Source organism: Aquitalea sp. FG25 (assembly GCF_057809375.1).
This window is the reverse complement of sequence record NZ_JBMDJV010000006.1, coordinates 146,914-162,385: the sequence shown is the minus strand read 5'-3', so window position 1 is coordinate 162,385 and position 15,472 is coordinate 146,914. Positions and strand designations below refer to the sequence as shown.

Genomic DNA, 15,472 nt, shown 5'->3' with positions numbered 1-15,472 from the left:
GGAGTGCTTCAGGGGCGGCGTGGCCGCGCCTGAAGCCGTTGAGGCACTTGACGCTGGCTAGTGCTGGCGGATGATGCCCTGCAGTATGTTTTTCAGTGCCGATACCTGTTCTGCATCGAAGCTTCCCAGTAGTTCTTCCTGTTGCTGTTCTGCCAGATCGTGCAAGGCTTCTGCTTGCAAACGGCCCTGTTCGGTCAGCCTGTAGTGTTGCTCCTGCAGGCAGATCAGCTCCTTGCGCAGCAGTATTGCCACGGCCTGCTCCACCTCCCGCTCCGGCATGTTGACTGCGCCATGCAGTGCCGCCAGATCAAGCCCGTCTTCCAGCACCAGCAGCATGCGTGCTTCGCTGGTGCGCAGCCCGGTGGCCAGTTGGCGTGGCAGGTAGTGGTTTTGGTAAGTGCGCACGGCCTGGGTCAACAGATAATAGATATTGCCGTCCAGGCGCTTTTGCAGGCGGCTGCATGCCTGCGTCGGCAGCGCCTTTTTCTGCTGCAGGTTGTGCGGCAGGGCCATGGCGTAGCTGCCCTGGTGGTAGATCAGCGGGGCGCGGCCAAAGTCGTCCAGTGCCACTACCTTGCCCAGCATGATCCAGTGGTCGCCACCGTCATGGATAGCATGACGTTCGCACTGGAAGCGTGCGGCGCAGTCCTCCAGCAGCGGCGCGCCACCGGCACCCTGGGTGTGTGGCACCCCGGCAAAGCGGTCGTCACTGGGGCGGGCAAAGCGGTTGGACAGGCTGACCTGGTCTGCCGCCAGAATGTTGACGGCAAAATGGCTGGCAGCGGCAAATACTGGGTAGCTGCCGGAGCGCTTGTCTATGCTCCACAAAATCAGTGGTGGGTCCAGCGATACCGAGTTGAAGCTGTTGGCAGTAACGCCTACGTGCTGCCCGTCCGGACTGCAAGCCGTCATTACGGTAACCCCGGTGGCAAAATTGCCCAGCGCGCGGCGGAACAGGCGCGGGTCGTCCACGCCGCTGGATGGCTTGGTATTCATCCTTGTCTCCTTGGTTCTTGTCGTTCTGGCAGATGGGCTCAGACCATGCTCGGGTCGGGTTCCAGCCCCATCAACTCGCGGCCAAGGATCTGGGCGCAGACATCGTAATCGGTATAAGCGTGGGCACCGGTCATGTGCGAGTCTCGGAACAGGCGTTGCAACTCGTTGCCCTCCATCCAGCTGGTGGCACCGGCGGCGCTGAACAGGCGGTCCACCGCTTCGATGCACATCTTGACCGCGTATGCCTGATTGGTACGCCAGTAGGCCAGGGTCAGGCGGTCCGGGTAGGCACGGCGGCGTCCGTGATCGGCATGATCCTGCCAGGTTTTTTCCAGTAGGGCGTGGGCAGCGGCTACCTGGTGGGTGGATTCGGCCAGGCGCATCAGGGCAGGCGTGGCGGTGCCGACGCTGGCACCGGTGTAGGCCCGCACGCGATTGGCGGTTTTGTCCTTGAAGGCCTGCAACATGCGCTCGGCAATACCCAGGCTGATGGCAGCAAAGCCACTGGCAAAGTAGGGGCGATACGGCGTGGTGAAAATATCGCTGTCCGGGTACAGACCAAAGCCGCTGGAGCGGCCTTCCATCATGTCCTTGGCCGCTTCGATGCGGTGGTTGGGGGTGAAGGCATTGCGAATCACCAGAGTTTTGGAGCCGCTGCCCTTCATGCCCATGGCAAACCAGTTGTCGCGGATTTCATAGTCGCTGCGTGGCAGCACGCCAAAGCTGTAGACCAGTTCGCCTTCAGCATTTTTGCGGCGCATGCCGACAATGGCCCATTCGGCGTGATCGCAACCGCTGCTCCAGCCCATTTCGCCGCTCAGGTAAACACCACCCTCGGCTTCTTCGATCTGGCTGAACGGGGCAATGCTGCTGCTGGCGGTGGCATCGGGATTGTCGCCCCAGATTTCGTCCTGCAATTGCGGTGAGAACATCGCCAGCTGGTGGCTGTGGGTGCACAGCAGGCTGAACGCCCAGGCGGTGCCGCCACAGGCACCGGCCAGCGCGGCCACGCAGTCAGCAAATTCAGGCAGGGAAATCTCCAGCCCGCCGTATTTCTTCGGCTGGAAGGCGCGGTGCATGCCAATGCCTTTGAGCAGGCGGATGTTTTGTTCCGGCACCTGGCGCATGGCTTCGGCCTTGTCCGCATTGGCAGCGATTTCCGGCAGGATTTGCTGTAGCCGGGTCAGCAGGGTGTTCTCGCTCATGAATGTCTCCTGTTGCATGTGTTTATTAACAAGTTAAGTATTTGTGCCGTGACCAAGCAAACGCGGTGGTACTTCGGCACTGCATATTGTTATTGTTGGACGGGCATGCAGCCCTTACTGCTGACTGCATTATGTGATCCATTTTATGGTCATGAAATACAAGTTTCAGGTTGATTACTGTACTTTCCATGGATTGATTCGGCTCTGCATCAAAAGACAGATGGCGGCAAAAAAATAGCCACTCCGGGAGGGGAGTGGCCGACAAGGATGGTGCAGCGAAAAGGAGAATCTGCCTATCAGAGAGGGCGGGGCGTCAGAAGCTGTGGCGCAATCCCATGGCGACACCGTGCACCGTACTGCCTGCTGGCACGCTGCCAACACTGCTGAAGCCGAAATCGTAGGCGGCACTGCCATGATTCCAGATTTGCGCATAAATGGCCTTCAGGGTGGTGCGACGCGACAGGTCGTATTCGTAGCCCAGCTCGGCATGGCGTGCACGCCCGCTATCACTGGTGGCAATGCCCTGCAGCTTGCCGGATTCACCATACTGGCTGATCAGCCTGCCATGGTCGCCGACGCCGATGACTGCCTGGGCATACCACACATTCTGGCGGATGCTGCTGCCCTGATAACTGGCGGCGGCAGTGGGCGTGAGCTTGCCATCGGTGTGGTCAAGCAGCAGGCCGATACGGCTGACATCGCCAAAACGGTAATAGCCGCCCGCGCGCAGGTTCCATACCTGGCGGAACTGGGTGGTGCTGCTGACAGCATCATCCACGCCGGTGTCGATGCGCTCATAGGCTGAAGTCAGCAGCCACGGCCCGCCGCGATAAGTCAGCCCCAGGTCGAACACGCTGGCAGCATGACTGGCGGCGGTGGCGCGCGTTTCCACTGCGTCATAGCCCACAGTTGCCGTCAGCCCTTGCCAACTGGGGCTGGTGTATTGCACGGCGTTCTTGCGGCGGGTGTCGAAGGGGCCGGTGCGTACCAGGGTGTTGCCATTGCCATCAGCCGGGGTGGCGCTGCCATAACTTTTCAACAGGCCGTCGGCGGAGAGAATGTTACCCAGCTTGCCCAGCAGCGCGCCGGACATGCCAATGCCGGTATTGCCCTGATTGACATCCAGCATGCCAGCCACCACGCGGGTGGGTGGGCTGATCAGGCCCGCCTGCACGCTACCGGCGGGTGTGGAGAGGCCGACAAAGCTGTCGCGGGTGCCAAAGGTGGCATAGGACGGTGCGCTATCCAGCCAGAGATTGCTTTCCAGCTGCCAGTAGGCACTGAGTCCGTTGCCCAGCTCTTCACGGCCCTTGAAGCCGATCAGCGAACTGTCCGAGCTGATGCGGCGCACGCTATTACTGGCCTGACCGTTGGCTGCGCCACGGGTGCCAACGGATTCGATGGTTTCGTCCAGCGTGCCGTACAGGGTGACGTCGGCATGGGCCAGCAGCGGCAGCAGGAACAGGGCTGCCCAAAGATGTTTGCCTTGCATGATATGGCTCCGGTTTTGGCCTGCGTTGGCGATGGTCAGGCGCAGGCCGTCGCGGTGTGCGGCCTGGTTGCCGGACACCGTGCAGGTAAAAATGGGAAGGGTTAATGGCTCAGTTGCGTGCTGGCTTTTGCAGCGGAATCAGCAGAAACACCAGGGCACCAATCAGCAAGGCGGCTACCGCATACAGCAGGCCGCTGGTGAAGCTGTGCGACATGTCCTTCAGCCAGCCCACCACAAAGGAGCTAAGTGCCGAGCCGATATTGCCGGTGGCGTTGATCAGCGCAATGCCCACCGCCTTGGCCTTGTTCGACAGCGTGGTGTCGGGTGTAGTCCAGAAAATGGTCATGGCGGTAAAGGAACCAGCCGAGGCCATCACGATACCCGCCAGCCGTACCACCGGGTCACCGGCATAGGCGGTCAGCAGCCAGCCAGCAGCGGCAAACAGCATGGGCAGCACGGTGTGCCATTTGCGCTCCTGGGTGCGGTCGGAACGTGCGCCCCACCACAGCATTAGCAAAATGGTGCCCAGCTGCGGAATGGCGGCCAGGATGCCGATGGTGATATTGCTGCTGCCGGTATTAAAGCTTTTGACGATTTGCGGCACCCAGATATTCACCATGCTCAGGGTGTTGACCAGACAGAAATAGGCAAAGGCGAATTTCAGCACCGTGGGCTGCAGCAACTCGTGCATTACCCCGTGATGTGCTTGTGCTGGCTGGTGTGCTTCGGCGTCCAGCATGTGTTGCAGACAGCGCTTTTCCTCTGCGCTAAGCCATGTTGCCTTGGCGGGGGAGTCGTCCAGATAGAACCACACCGCGATGCCCAGCACGGCCGAAGGCAGGCCTTCCACCAGAAACAGCCATTGCCAGCCGGCCAGTTGCCAGATGCCGTCCATTTCCAGCAGATAGCCGGATACCACCGAACCCAGCGCTGCCGTCACCGGCATGGCAATCATGAACAAGGCATTGGCGCGGGCACGATACACACGGGGAAACCACAGCGTGAGGTAGAGCAGCATGCCGGGCAGGAAACCGGCTTCGGTAATGCCCACCAGCGCGCGCAGGATGTACAGGCTGGTGGCGTCATGGGCAAACATGGTGGCGGTGGAGGCAATACCCCAGGCCACCATGATGCCGGCCATCCAGCGCCGGGCACCGATGCGGCTGAGCATGATGTTGCTGGGGATGCCGCACAGCACGTAGGTAATGTAAAAAATGGTGGCGGCAAAGCCGAACATGGTGGCCGTCAGGTTCAGGCTTTTGGCCATGGTGAGGCCGGCAAAGCCGATATTGATGCGGTCCAGAAAGGAAAATACGAACAGGATGAACAGAAACCAGATCAGGCGTCCGGAGACTTTGCGGATTACCTGCTGTTCTTGCTGTGTGTCGTGCTTGAGCGCCTGATCCATCAGTTCGGGCGCGGTGTGGCAGGTCGTGGTTTTGTCCAGACTCATGCACATCTCCTCTATATGGTGCCGGGAGCGTTCCGGCGTGTTGTCCTTTGTCGTGGTGCCTGCTCTTGTTGGCAGATCACCTTGTTGCCTTGCTGCGTTGAGCTGTGTGGCGGTGTGGTCCTTTCGGTAATGGTTAATTGAATATATTAATTATCGGGTGGCTGCATGCAGTGTCAGAGGACGACCCTGCGGGCCGTCCATTGCTGATTCAGTACACCCCACTGGCACCGGCCTGCTGGCCGCCGGTCTTGAAGCGTCCGGCCAGTGCTTCGGCACTGCGCGCCAGCACCGTGCTGTCCACGCCCACGGCGACAAATTGCGCGCCCAGCTCAATGTAGTGGCGCGCCAGTTTTTCGTCGGCCATCAGGATGCCAGCCGCCTTGCCCTGGGCGCGGGTGCGGGCGATGGCCTGTTCGATGGCGGCTTGTACTTCCGGGTGGGCGGGCTGGCCGAGATAACCCATGTCGGCGGACAAATCCGCCGGGCCGATGAACACACCATCCACGCCGGGGGTGGCGGCAATGGCATCCAGATTGGCCAGGCCCTGACGGGTTTCGATCTGCACCAGCACGCACAGCTCTTGTTCAGCCTGCGTGAGGTAGCCCTCGATGCGATTCCAGCGCGAGGCACGGGCAATGGCGCTGCCCACGCCACGGATGCCATGCGGCGGATAGCGGGTGGCAGCCACTGCCAGCGCCGCTTCCTCGGCGGTCTGCACCATGGGTAGCAGCAGGGTTTGCGCGCCAATGTCCAGAATCTGCTTGATGCGCACCGGGTCGTTCCATACCGGCCGCACCACCGGGTGGCTGGGGTAAGGGGCGATGGCTTGCAGCTGGCCCAGCATGTCGTTCAATTCATTGGGTGCGTGTTCGCCGTCGATCAGCAGCCAGTCGAAACCAGCACCGGCCAGCAGCTCGGCGCTATAGGGGCTGGCCAGGCTCAGCCACAGGCCGATCTGCACTTCGCCATTCTTCAGCGCCGCCTTGAAGCGGTTGGGTGGGTTCTGCATGGAATTTTCCTTAAAAAACAAGAGCAGCTAACAAAATAGCGCAGCGCCCCTGATGCAAGGCGCGCCGACGCAGACAGTACAAGGTGTACGGCCAGGAGGCGCAACGCAGCAGCAGGGTTTTTGTTCGCTGATCTAAACAAAGCGGCAGCTGATGGCACCCAGCGGCCCATAGTCCACATGGAAGGTATCACCCGCACGCGCCGGTACCGGACGGGTGAAGGAGCCACCCAGAATCACCTGACCGGGCTTGAGGCTGACATCAAACGGCGCCAGCTTGTTGGCCAGCCAGGCCACGCCATTGGCCGGGTGGTTCAGCACTGCTGCGGCCACGCCGGACTCCTCGATTACCCCGTTGCGGTACATCAGCGCGGACACCCAGCGCAGGTCCAGCTCGGACGGCTTCACCGGGCGGCCCCCCATTACCACCCCGGCATTGGCGGCGTTGTCGGAAATGGTGTCGAACACCTTGCGCGGGCGGCCGGAGGCCGGGTCGATGGACTGGCTGCGCGCGTCGATGATTTCCAGTGCCGGAATGACAAAATCGGTGGCCTGATACACATCAAACAGGGTGATGTTCGGGCCCTTGAGCTCCTTGCCCAGAATGAAGGCCAGTTCCACTTCCACTCGCGGCACGATGAAGCGGTCGGTAGGGATGTCGCTGCCATCCTGGAAGAACATGTCGTCCAGCAAGGTGCCGTAGTCCGGTTCGTTGATTTGCGAGGACATCTGCATGGCGCGCGAGGTGAGGCCGATCTTGTGGCCCTTGATGGTTCTGCCTTCGGCCAGCTTCATCTCCACCCAGCAGCGCTGGATGGCATAGGCGTCCTCGATGGTGATGTCCGGGTAGTCCAGGGAAATCTGGCGGATCTGCTCGCGTTGCTGCTCGGCCTGATGCAGGCGGCGGGCGGTAGTCTGGATGATGTCTTGCGTCAGCATGTGGTCTCCTCAGTTGGCGATGCCGCCAAAGCACAGGTATTTGGTTTCCATGAATTCTTCCAACCCCAGACGGCCGCCTTCACGACCCAGCCCGGACTGCTTGATACCGCCAAACGGCGCGACGGCGGTGGAGATGGCCCCTTCGTTGATGCCTACCATGCCGGCCTCGATGGCTTCGGCCACCCGCCAGCAGCGGCCAACGTCACGGCTGTAAAAGTAGGCGGCCAGGCCGGATTCGCCGCTATTGGCCAGACGGATGGCTGCGGCCTCGTCGTGAAAGCGCAGCAGCGGTGCCAGCGGGCCAAAGGTTTCTTCCTGCGCCACCAGCATCTGTTCGGTGACATCGGCCAGCACGGTGGGTTGGAAGAAATTGCCGCCGCGTGCATGCGGCGCACCGCCGGTCAGCACCCTTGCCCCCAGGCTGACGGCGTTGGCGATGTGGCGCTGCACCTTGGCCACGGCGGCCTGGCTGATCAGCGGGCCTTGCTGCATGCCCGCCTCACTGGCCGGACCGACTTGCAAGGCCGCCACCGCGCTGGCGAGTTTGGCGGCAAAGGCGTCGTAGATGCCGTCCTGCACCAGCAGGCGGTTGGCGCAGACACAGGTTTGGCCGCTGTTGCGGAACTTGGCAAACAGCGCGCCCTGTACGGCGGCATCCAGGTCGGCATCGTCAAACACGATGAAGGGCGCATTACCGCCCAGCTCCAGCCCCAGTTTTTTCACCGTGTCGGCGCACTGACGCATCAGCAATTTGCCGACAGGGGTGGAGCCGGTGAAGCTGAGCGCACGCACCAGCGGGCTGCCGGTCAGCTCGCCGCCGATGGCCACGGCATCGGTGCCGGTTACCACATTGAATACACCGGGCGGCAGGCCAGCCTGTTCGGCCAGCGCCGCCAGCGCCAGTGCGGACAAGGGCGTTTCGGCGGCGGGTTTCAATACCACGGTACAGCCGGCGGCCAGCGCCGGGGCCACCTTGCGGGTGATCATGGCGTGCGGGAAATTCCACGGCGTGATGGCCGCCACCACGCCCACGCCCTGGCGCACGGTGAGCAGCCGCTTGTCAGTAAAAGGGCTGGGAATCACCTCGCCATAAACCCGTTTTCCTTCTTCGGCAAACCACTCGATATAGCTGGCACCGTAGGCGATTTCGCCCAGGCTTTCTGCCTGCGGTTTGCCTTGTTCCTGGCTGATCAGCGCGGCCAGTTCGGCTTGGTGTTGCAGGATCAGCGCATGCCAGCGCAACAGCATGGCAGCGCGCTGTTGTGCGGTCTGCGCCCGCCAGCCGGGCAGGGCGGCACTGGCGGCGGCAATGGCGGCGCGAGTTTCAACAGCGCCCAGGTCGGCCACCTGAGCCAGCAATGCGCCGCTGGCCAGGTTGTGCACGGCAAACTGCTGTGCGCCAGTCAGCCATTGGCCGTTGATATAGGCCTGTTGGCGCAGCAAGGACAGGGCGGGGCTAGTCATGGAGTTCATCAGGGTTTCCGGGAAAAACGGATCAATTGCAGACTCAGCCAGGCGGATACGCCACAAGCCATCACCAGCAGGCACATGGCGCGCGGGCTGCCATCAAACAGGCTGGCCACCAGCGCACTGGCCAGCATGCCGCAGCCAAACTGGCCGGATACCGCCAGCGCCATCACCGCACCGGCACGGTCGGCATGCAGTTGCAAGAGCCGCGCCATGGCATTGGGGCCGATGCTGCCGGTCATGCCCACGCTGAACAGCAGCGGCAACACAGTCAGCCACAGGCTGTGCCCGGCCAGCAGCCACAGTGCCAGCCCGGCCACGGCCACCACGCCGCATTGCCATTGCAACAGGGTGTCGATGCCGTAGGTGTGCAGCAGTTGGCGGTTAAGCAGGCTGAACAGCACGATGGCGACGATATTCAGCCCAAACAGATAGCCGTAATGCTGGGGGGCCACACCAAAGTACTGGATGTAAACAAAGGGCGAGCCGGTGATGTAGGCAAACATCGCGCCAAAACTGAGGCCCAGCGCCAGGCTGTAGCCCATGGTGGGCAAGTCCAGCAGCAGGTGGCCATAGGCACGAAAGGCCTTGCCCAGCGTGATGTCGTTGCGGCCGCTGGGCGGATGGCTTTCCGGCAGGCGCAAGGCCACCACGGCCAGGCAGATGGCACCCATCACCGCCAGCAGCAGAAACAGGCTGCGCCAGCCCGCCAGCAGCAACAGCCAGCCGCCCAGCAGCGGGGCCAGCAAGGGGGCAATCATGGTGATCTGCTGCATCAGCGTCAGCACATGGCTGGCTTCGCTCAGCGGGAAGGCATCGCGCACGATGGCGCGCGCCATCACCGTGGCGGCACCGCCGCCCATGGCTTGCAGCACGCGCAGGACAATCAGCTGTTCTGCCGTTTGCGCCACGGTACAGGCCAGGCTGGCCAGCACATACAGGCTGAGGCCGGTCAGCAGTACCGGGCGGCGGCCATAGCGGTCGGACAGCGGGCCGTATAGCAGCATGCCGCCGCAAAACCCGGCCAGAAAACTGCCGATGGTCAGCTGGATGCGTGCCACCGGCGCGGCCAGATCCGCCGCAATGGTGGGCAGAGCAGGCAAATACATGTCGATGGACAGCGGGCCGAAGGCCACCAGTACCCCCAGCAGCACGATCAGCCGCACCTGTTGCTGTGCGTGACTTACGGTATGCATGGTGGCTTATCTGAAGCGTTGATGGACGTTGTTGTGCTTGTAGCTGAGCTTGGCGTCCAGCTCGCTCAGCTCGAATGTCAGCGCCAGATAGCGGGCATCAAACAGCGGGGCAAAGTGTTGTTTTATCAGCGCAAACAGTCCTTGCGCGGTGCGTTCGCGTTCTTCAAAGGTGCGGCCATGGCCGATTTTCAGGCTCATGTGGACAAAGGCGTAGTCAGCCTCGCCATCGGCCATGCGCCAGGTGTCCAGCCAGATGGCCCGGCTGCGGATGCCCGCTACCGGATACAGACCGGTGCCAATCAGGTAGGCATGGGCTTTTTCGAACAGGCCGGGCAGGTCGGCCTGCTCACGGATATTGTCGGTACATTCGACGATGAAATGCGGCATGGAGTCCTCCGGGGAAATACCGCCAGCCCTTTCCATCGCGGGCTGGCCGGAATCAGCAACAAATCAGACCGGCAGCACTACGTTGATCTGCCCGGTGCCGGAGCTGCCAAAATAAGGCGTGATCACCTCGGCCTTGCCCTGGTATTCGTCCCAGCCCAGTGCGCCCAGCAGCATGGCGGTGTCGTGCATGAAGCCTTCGCCATGACACTTTTCCGCATACTCCGGCAGCATGGCGCAGAAGGTTTTCCAGTCGCCGCGCTGCCACATGGCTACCACTTCGTGGTCGAAGGTTTCGAGGAAGGGGCTCCACACCTTGTGCAGGTATTGTTCGGCCACGCCGTTCTGGGCAAAGCGGTGCGACAGCGAACCGCTGGCCAGAAAGGCCACCTTACCGTCGTACTGTTGTTCCACCGCCTGACGCATGGCCATGCCCAGGCACGCGCTATCGGCCAGGTTGTGCACCGTGCACATGGCGGACACCGACACCACCTTGAAATGCTGATCGGGATTCATGTAGCGCATTGGCACCAGCGTGCCGTATTCCAGTGCCAGCGTGGTGGCGTCATGGGCGCGGGTGTGTACCCCGGCCTTGGTGGCGGCATCGGCCAGCAACTGACCCAGCCCCGGATTGCCCGGATAGGCATAGGGCAGGTTCTTGATGAAGTGCGGCAGCTCGTTGGAGGTGTAGACCCCTTCAAACGCCGGGGCGCAGTTGATGTGGTAGCCGGAATTTACCAGCCAGTGGGTATCGAACACCACGATGGTGTCCACGCCCAGTTCGCGACAGCGGCGGCCGATCTCCTTGTGGCCGTCAATGGCGGCCTGACGGCAGCCCTGATGCTGGCCGGGCAATTCGGATAAATACATCGACGGCACGTGTGTAATCTTGGCCGCCAGGGCGAGTTGTCCCATTTTGTCTCCTTTGTAGTCGTGAGGGCGGTGGGCGAATGATGTGTCACAGCCAACTGGCCGGGCGTTCTGTGCCGCCCTGACCATCTGTTGTCTCAAGCGCTGCGCTTACAGGCCCCAGCGCGGAATGTGATGCCCACCCATCGAGATGCACACGTTCTTGATCTCGGCAAATACCTCGAAGCTGTATTCACCACCTTCGCGTCCGGTGCCGGAGGCCTTCACGCCACCAAACGGTTGGCGCAGGTCGCGCACGTTCTGGCTGTTGATGAACACCATGCCCGCCTCGATGCCACGCGCCAGACGGTGGGCCTTGCCGATGTCCTGGGTCCAGATATACGAGGCCAGGCCGTATTCCACATCGTTGGCCAGCCGCAGCGCATCGGCTTCGTCGTCAAACGGCATCAGGCAGACGACCGGGCCGAAGATTTCTTCCTGCGCAATGCGCATGCGGTTGTCCACGTCAGCAAATACCGTGGGCTGGATAAAGTTGCCACGCGCCAGATGGGCGGGCAGACCGGCCGGGCGTTCCAGACCACCGGCCACCAGCCGGGCGCCTTCTTCCATGCCGATACGGATATAGCCAGTTACCTTGTCGTAGTGCTGCGGGGTGATCATGGAACCGACCTGGGTTTTCGGGTCTTGCGGGTCGCCGACAATCAGGCGCTTGGCGCGGGCGGCAAATTCTTCCACGAACTTGTCGTACACCGGGCGCTGGATGAAGATGCGGCTGCCTGCGGTGCAACGTTCGCCATTGAGCGAGAAGATGGTGAACAGCGCGGCATCCAGCGCGCGGTCCAAGTCGGCATCGGCAAAAATCAGGACTGGTGATTTGCCACCTAGCTCCATGGAAAACTTCTTCAGCCCGGCATTCTGCATGATGCGCTTGCCGGTGGCGGTACCGCCGGTAAACGACACGGCGCGTACATCCGGATGGCGCACCAGCGCATCCCCTGCGGTAGCGCCATAGCCCTGCACCACGTTGAACACGCCGGGCGGCACGCCTGCTTCCAGTGCCAGTCGGCCCAGTTCGTTGGCGGTAAGCGGGGACAGCTCGGACATCTTCAGCACTGCGGTATTGCCCAGCGCCAGGCAGGGTGCGGTTTTCCAGGTGGCGGTCATGAACGGTACGTTCCACGGCGACACCAGGCCGCACACACCCACCGGCTGGTACAGCGTGTAGTTGAGCATGCTGTCGTCCACCGGGTAGCTGTGGCCGTTCATGCGGGTACACACTTCGGCGAAGAAGTCGAAATTGTGCGAGGCTCGCGGAATCAGCACGTTCTTGGTCTGGTGAATCGGCAGGCCGGTGTCCAGTGTTTCCAGCTCGGCCAGCATGGGCACGTTCTGGTCGATCAGCTCGCCCAGACGGCGCATGATCTTGGCGCGCTCCTTGGCCGGGGTGCCCGCCCACTTGGGAAAGGCTTCCTTGGCGGCGGCCACGGCGGCGTTGATTTCATCGGCACCGCCAGAGGCCACTTCGGTAATCACCTCGCCGGTGGCCGGGTTGACGGTTTCAAAGACTTGCTTGCTGTCGACCTCGCGGCCGTTGATCCAGTGCTTGATCATCTTGTGTTCTCCTGTGCAGGCGCGCCGTCTACCGGGCTGCGCCGGGTAATGGTTCAGACGGTTTGCGCCTGGCTGGCGGTGTACTGCGCCTCGCTGACAATGTGGTTGACCAGACGGCCCACGCCTTCCACCTCGACAATCACCTCATCGCCCGGCACCACATCGGCCAGCCCTTCCGGTGTGCCGGTGGCGATCATGTCGCCGGGGGACAGGGTCATGAAGCTGCTGAGGTATTCGATCAGGAAGGGAATGTCGAACACCATGTCGCTGGTGTTGCCCTGCTGGCGCAGCTCGCCATTCACCCAGGTGCGCAGGGTGAGTGCTGCCGGGTTGACCACGTTGTCGCGGTCCACCCACCACGGGCCTATCGGGGTGAGGGTGTCGCGGTTTTTCACCCGCAGATTGGGCCGGTAGTAGTTCTCCAGGTAGTCGCGCACGGCGTAGTCGTTGCACACGCTGTAGCCCGCCACGTAGTCCATCGCCTGTGCGCGGCTGACGTTCTTGGCGGTCTTGCCGATGATCACCACCAGTTCGCACTCGTAATGCATGTAAGCGATGTTGTCCGGTCGTACCGATACCTGACGATGGCCGGTGAGGGTGGCCGGTGACTTGAGGAAAACCAGCGGTTCGGTCGGGGCCTTGAACGCCAGTTCGGCGGCGTGGTCGGCATAGTTCAGCCCCAGCGCGAATACTGTGCCTTCAGCCGGCGGCAGCCATTCCACTGCGTCTTCGGCCAAGCGGCGGCCATCGGCCAGTAGTACCGAATGGTCGTCATTCACCAGAACTGCGTGGATGTCTGCCTCACCGGGCAGGCGGATGCGGGCATGTTTCATTGGGCGCTCTCCTCGGCGATCAGGCAGTTTTCCAGGCGGCCAATGCCGTCGATTTCCACGGCTACAGTGTCGCCGGGGCAGATTTCCAGTTGGCGTAGCGGGGTGGCGGGGATGATCACGTCGCCCGGCTGCAAGGTCATGAACTGGCTGAGGGCAGCAATCAGCTGCGGCACGGAGCGCAGCCAGTCGCGGCTGTGATTGGTTTCGGCCAGCTGGCCGTTGAGGTAGCTGCGGATTTCCACGTTCAGCGGGTCGATGGCAGCGGCATCCACCAGCCACGGGCCCATCGGGCAGAAGCCGTCACGACATTTGGCCTTGACCGCCGGGCGGTAAAAGCTGGTTTCTTCCAGGCTGATTTCATTTGCCACCGTGTAGCCAGCCACGACATCCAGTGCCTGCTCGACCGCCACCTTGCTGGCCACCTTGCCAATCACCACGCCCAGCGCACCACCGGCAAACACCTTGCCCGCCTGGGTGGGCAGGGCGATGGTGCTGCCATGCCCGGTGTGGGTATTGCGCGGCTTGATGAACAGCACCGGCGTGGCCGGGGCTTTCTGGTAGGGCGGCTGCTGGAAATCGGCTTCCAGCTGCTCCAGCAGGCTGCGGTGGTTCAGCGCCACGCCATACACAGTGCCGGTGACGGGAGCCAGCCATTGCGGGCTGTCCGCCAGTGGATTGCCGTTGTCCAGCAGCAGCTTGCCATCGGCCAGCGCTGTTACGCGGCGGGCTTGCTGGTTCAGCACGATGCGGCCTTGCTTCATCGGTCTCTTCCTTGTTTTGGGCATGGCCTGCGGCTGCTGACCATTTATTTAATATGTTAACTTTATACGTTTTCGCTGGCGGGTTTGTCAACGCGCTCTGCGCTCATTGTCCGAAGCTGCTGCTTAACATAGCGCCACCGGCGCTGTTATTTCAGTTGCTTTGACTGTACTTTTCATGGAAATTGATATCGTCAATTTTGCTGGGTGTGACTTGGCATGATCAGTTTAATTTTTTTATCTGTTTGAAAATAAACAGTAATTGTTTTGTTTGCTGGATCGGCTTTGATAGAGTGCTGTACAAAAGACGCATCTTGATTTGCCTGTCGCATTTATGCACAAGCCATGAGGAGGACGCTGGAGATGAAGCCGAATCGCCAAACACCCATTCCCAATATCGACATCGGCAAGGTGTACGACAGCCGCTATGGCGAGTCGGACATCAATGTGGAGGCCTTTGGCAAACTGGCGGAATTCTTTGGCCGTAATATGCCGGTGCATCGGCACGACCGCTTTTTCCAGCTGCATTACCTGGCCAGCGGGCAGATTCGTCTGTATCTGGAAGATCAGCACTACGTGGCACAGGCGCCGCTGTTTTTCTTTACTCCGCCCACGGTGCCGCACGCCTTTATTACCGAGGCCGATGCCGAGGGCTTTGTGCTGACCGTACGGCAGGAGCTGGTGCGCAGCCTGTTGCAGACCATGCCGGCAGCGCAGCTGGAACAGCGGCTGATGCAGCCGGTGTGTGTGGAACTGCGGGACGAAGCGGCCGCACAGCGCTTGCCGCTGCTGCTGACCATGCTGGCGGAGGAATTCATGGCAGAAGCGGATGGGCGCGATGCGGCGATGCACGGGCTGACCCAATTGGTGCTGGTGGCGGCATTGCGGCTGTCGGAGCACAGCGAGCACAGCGCGCATTGCCGACGGGAGGATCTGCAGATTTTCCACCGCTTCAACGCCCTGATCGAAGCGCATTACCTCGAGCACTGGCCGCTATGGCGTTATGGTGAAGTCATGGGGGTGACTGAGTCCCGCCTCAACGATATCTGCCGTCGCATGGCGGATTTGCCTTCCAAGCGGCTGATTCATGACCGGCTATTGCAAGAGGCCCGGCGCTTGCTGATCTATTCGGCTTCTTCGGTCAACGAGACGGCCTATCACCTGGGTTTCAAGGACCCGGCCTATTTTTCCCGCTTTTTTCTGCGCGAGGCAGGCTGCAAGCCCACCGAATACCGGCGGCGTAATCGTTGAACCAGCATGGC

At 61.6% G+C, this 15,472-nt stretch carries 14 protein-coding genes; 1 reads left to right on the top strand and 13 read right to left on the bottom strand.

The window, feature by feature from the left end:
• Positions 1-57: 57 nt before the first annotated feature.
• The 13 genes from ACODR9_RS07755 to ACODR9_RS07695 all read right to left on the bottom strand — a co-directional run bounded on the left by ACODR9_RS07755 (position 58) and on the right by ACODR9_RS07695 (position 14,213).
• Positions 58-996 carry a p-hydroxyphenylacetate 3-hydroxylase reductase component gene (locus ACODR9_RS07755; RefSeq protein WP_488808610.1) on the bottom strand — a complete coding sequence of 313 codons (939 nt, stop codon included), beginning with the start codon at positions 994-996 and terminating at the stop codon, positions 58-60.
• A 38-nt stretch (positions 997-1,034) separates the two neighbouring features.
• Positions 1,035-2,201 carry a p-hydroxyphenylacetate 3-hydroxylase oxygenase component gene (locus tag ACODR9_RS07750; protein ID WP_488808609.1) on the bottom strand — a complete coding sequence of 389 codons (1,167 nt, stop codon included), beginning with the start codon at positions 2,199-2,201 and terminating at the stop codon, positions 1,035-1,037.
• 313 nt (positions 2,202-2,514) lie between these two features.
• Positions 2,515-3,693 (bottom strand): porin, encoded by a 1,179-nt coding sequence (locus ACODR9_RS07745; protein ID WP_488808608.1) that lies wholly within the window; start codon positions 3,691-3,693, stop codon positions 2,515-2,517.
• A 109-nt stretch (positions 3,694-3,802) separates the two neighbouring features.
• Complete coding sequence (gene hpaX, locus ACODR9_RS07740; RefSeq protein WP_488808607.1) at positions 3,803-5,146, bottom strand: 4-hydroxyphenylacetate permease; 1,344 nt, start codon at positions 5,144-5,146, stop codon at positions 3,803-3,805.
• Positions 5,147-5,354: 208 nt separating this feature from the next.
• On the bottom strand, positions 5,355-6,155 hold the full coding sequence (gene hpaI / locus ACODR9_RS07735; protein WP_488808606.1) for a 4-hydroxy-2-oxoheptanedioate aldolase: 801 nt from the start codon (positions 6,153-6,155) through the stop codon (positions 5,355-5,357).
• Between the two features lie 132 nt (positions 6,156-6,287).
• Positions 6,288-7,091 (bottom strand): 2-oxo-hept-4-ene-1,7-dioate hydratase, encoded by an 804-nt coding sequence (hpaH, locus tag ACODR9_RS07730; RefSeq protein ID WP_488808605.1) that lies wholly within the window; start codon positions 7,089-7,091, stop codon positions 6,288-6,290.
• Between the two features lie 9 nt (positions 7,092-7,100).
• Positions 7,101-8,564 carry an NAD-dependent succinate-semialdehyde dehydrogenase gene (locus ACODR9_RS07725; RefSeq protein WP_488808604.1) on the bottom strand — a complete coding sequence of 488 codons (1,464 nt, stop codon included), beginning with the start codon at positions 8,562-8,564 and terminating at the stop codon, positions 7,101-7,103.
• Positions 8,564-9,754, bottom strand: a complete 1,191-nt coding sequence (locus ACODR9_RS07720) for a Bcr/CflA family multidrug efflux MFS transporter (protein ID WP_488808603.1) — start codon at positions 9,752-9,754, stop codon at positions 8,564-8,566. Before ACODR9_RS07720 ends, ACODR9_RS07725 begins: the two co-directional genes overlap by 1 nt.
• Before the next feature lie 6 nt (positions 9,755-9,760).
• Positions 9,761-10,141 (bottom strand): 5-carboxymethyl-2-hydroxymuconate Delta-isomerase, encoded by a 381-nt coding sequence (locus ACODR9_RS07715; RefSeq protein ID WP_488808602.1) that lies wholly within the window; start codon positions 10,139-10,141, stop codon positions 9,761-9,763.
• Between the two features lie 63 nt (positions 10,142-10,204).
• Positions 10,205-11,053 (bottom strand): 3,4-dihydroxyphenylacetate 2,3-dioxygenase, encoded by an 849-nt coding sequence (gene hpaD, locus ACODR9_RS07710; RefSeq protein WP_488808601.1) that lies wholly within the window; start codon positions 11,051-11,053, stop codon positions 10,205-10,207.
• 105 nt (positions 11,054-11,158) lie between these two features.
• A complete protein-coding gene (gene hpaE / locus ACODR9_RS07705) occupies positions 11,159-12,619 on the bottom strand; it encodes a 5-carboxymethyl-2-hydroxymuconate semialdehyde dehydrogenase (RefSeq protein WP_488808600.1) in 1,461 nt (486 codons plus the stop codon).
• A 53-nt stretch (positions 12,620-12,672) separates the two neighbouring features.
• Positions 12,673-13,452 (bottom strand): fumarylacetoacetate hydrolase family protein, encoded by a 780-nt coding sequence (locus ACODR9_RS07700; RefSeq protein ID WP_488808598.1) that lies wholly within the window; start codon positions 13,450-13,452, stop codon positions 12,673-12,675.
• On the bottom strand, positions 13,449-14,213 hold the full coding sequence (locus ACODR9_RS07695) for a fumarylacetoacetate hydrolase family protein (protein WP_488808597.1): 765 nt from the start codon (positions 14,211-14,213) through the stop codon (positions 13,449-13,451). Before ACODR9_RS07695 ends, ACODR9_RS07700 begins: the two co-directional genes overlap by 4 nt.
• A gap of 360 nt (positions 14,214-14,573) precedes the next feature.
• On the opposite strand from ACODR9_RS07695, the gene hpaA reads away from it, so the two are divergent.
• Positions 14,574-15,461 carry a 4-hydroxyphenylacetate catabolism regulatory protein HpaA gene (hpaA, locus tag ACODR9_RS07690; protein WP_488808596.1) on the top strand — a complete coding sequence of 296 codons (888 nt, stop codon included), beginning with the start codon at positions 14,574-14,576 and terminating at the stop codon, positions 15,459-15,461.
• Positions 15,462-15,472: the final 11 nt, after the last annotated feature.

Excerpts from the sequence above, each read along its gene's own strand:
- ACODR9_RS07720 (WP_488808603.1), bottom strand. The coding sequence starts at position 9,754 with ATGCATACCGTAAGTCACGCACAGCAACAGGTGCGGCTGATCGTGCTG.
- hpaD (WP_488808601.1), bottom strand. The coding sequence starts at position 11,053 with ATGGGACAACTCGCCCTGGCGGCCAAGATTACACACGTGCCGTCGATG.
- ACODR9_RS07695 (WP_488808597.1), bottom strand. The coding sequence starts at position 14,213 with ATGAAGCAAGGCCGCATCGTGCTGAACCAGCAAGCCCGCCGCGTAACA.
- hpaA (WP_488808596.1), top strand. The coding sequence starts at position 14,574 with ATGAAGCCGAATCGCCAAACACCCATTCCCAATATCGACATCGGCAAG.
- hpaI (WP_488808606.1), bottom strand. The coding sequence starts at position 6,155 with ATGCAGAACCCACCCAACCGCTTCAAGGCGGCGCTGAAGAATGGCGAA.
- ACODR9_RS07745 (WP_488808608.1), bottom strand. The coding sequence starts at position 3,693 with ATGCAAGGCAAACATCTTTGGGCAGCCCTGTTCCTGCTGCCGCTGCTG.
- hpaH (WP_488808605.1), bottom strand. The coding sequence starts at position 7,091 with ATGCTGACGCAAGACATCATCCAGACTACCGCCCGCCGCCTGCATCAG.
- ACODR9_RS07715 (WP_488808602.1), bottom strand. The coding sequence starts at position 10,141 with ATGCCGCATTTCATCGTCGAATGTACCGACAATATCCGTGAGCAGGCC.
- ACODR9_RS07755 (WP_488808610.1), bottom strand. The coding sequence starts at position 996 with ATGAATACCAAGCCATCCAGCGGCGTGGACGACCCGCGCCTGTTCCGC.
- hpaE (WP_488808600.1), bottom strand. The coding sequence starts at position 12,619 with ATGATCAAGCACTGGATCAACGGCCGCGAGGTCGACAGCAAGCAAGTC.
- ACODR9_RS07725 (WP_488808604.1), bottom strand. The coding sequence starts at position 8,564 with ATGAACTCCATGACTAGCCCCGCCCTGTCCTTGCTGCGCCAACAGGCC.
- ACODR9_RS07700 (WP_488808598.1), bottom strand. The coding sequence starts at position 13,452 with ATGAAACATGCCCGCATCCGCCTGCCCGGTGAGGCAGACATCCACGCA.
- hpaX (WP_488808607.1), bottom strand. The coding sequence starts at position 5,146 with ATGAGTCTGGACAAAACCACGACCTGCCACACCGCGCCCGAACTGATG.
- ACODR9_RS07750 (WP_488808609.1), bottom strand. The coding sequence starts at position 2,201 with ATGAGCGAGAACACCCTGCTGACCCGGCTACAGCAAATCCTGCCGGAA.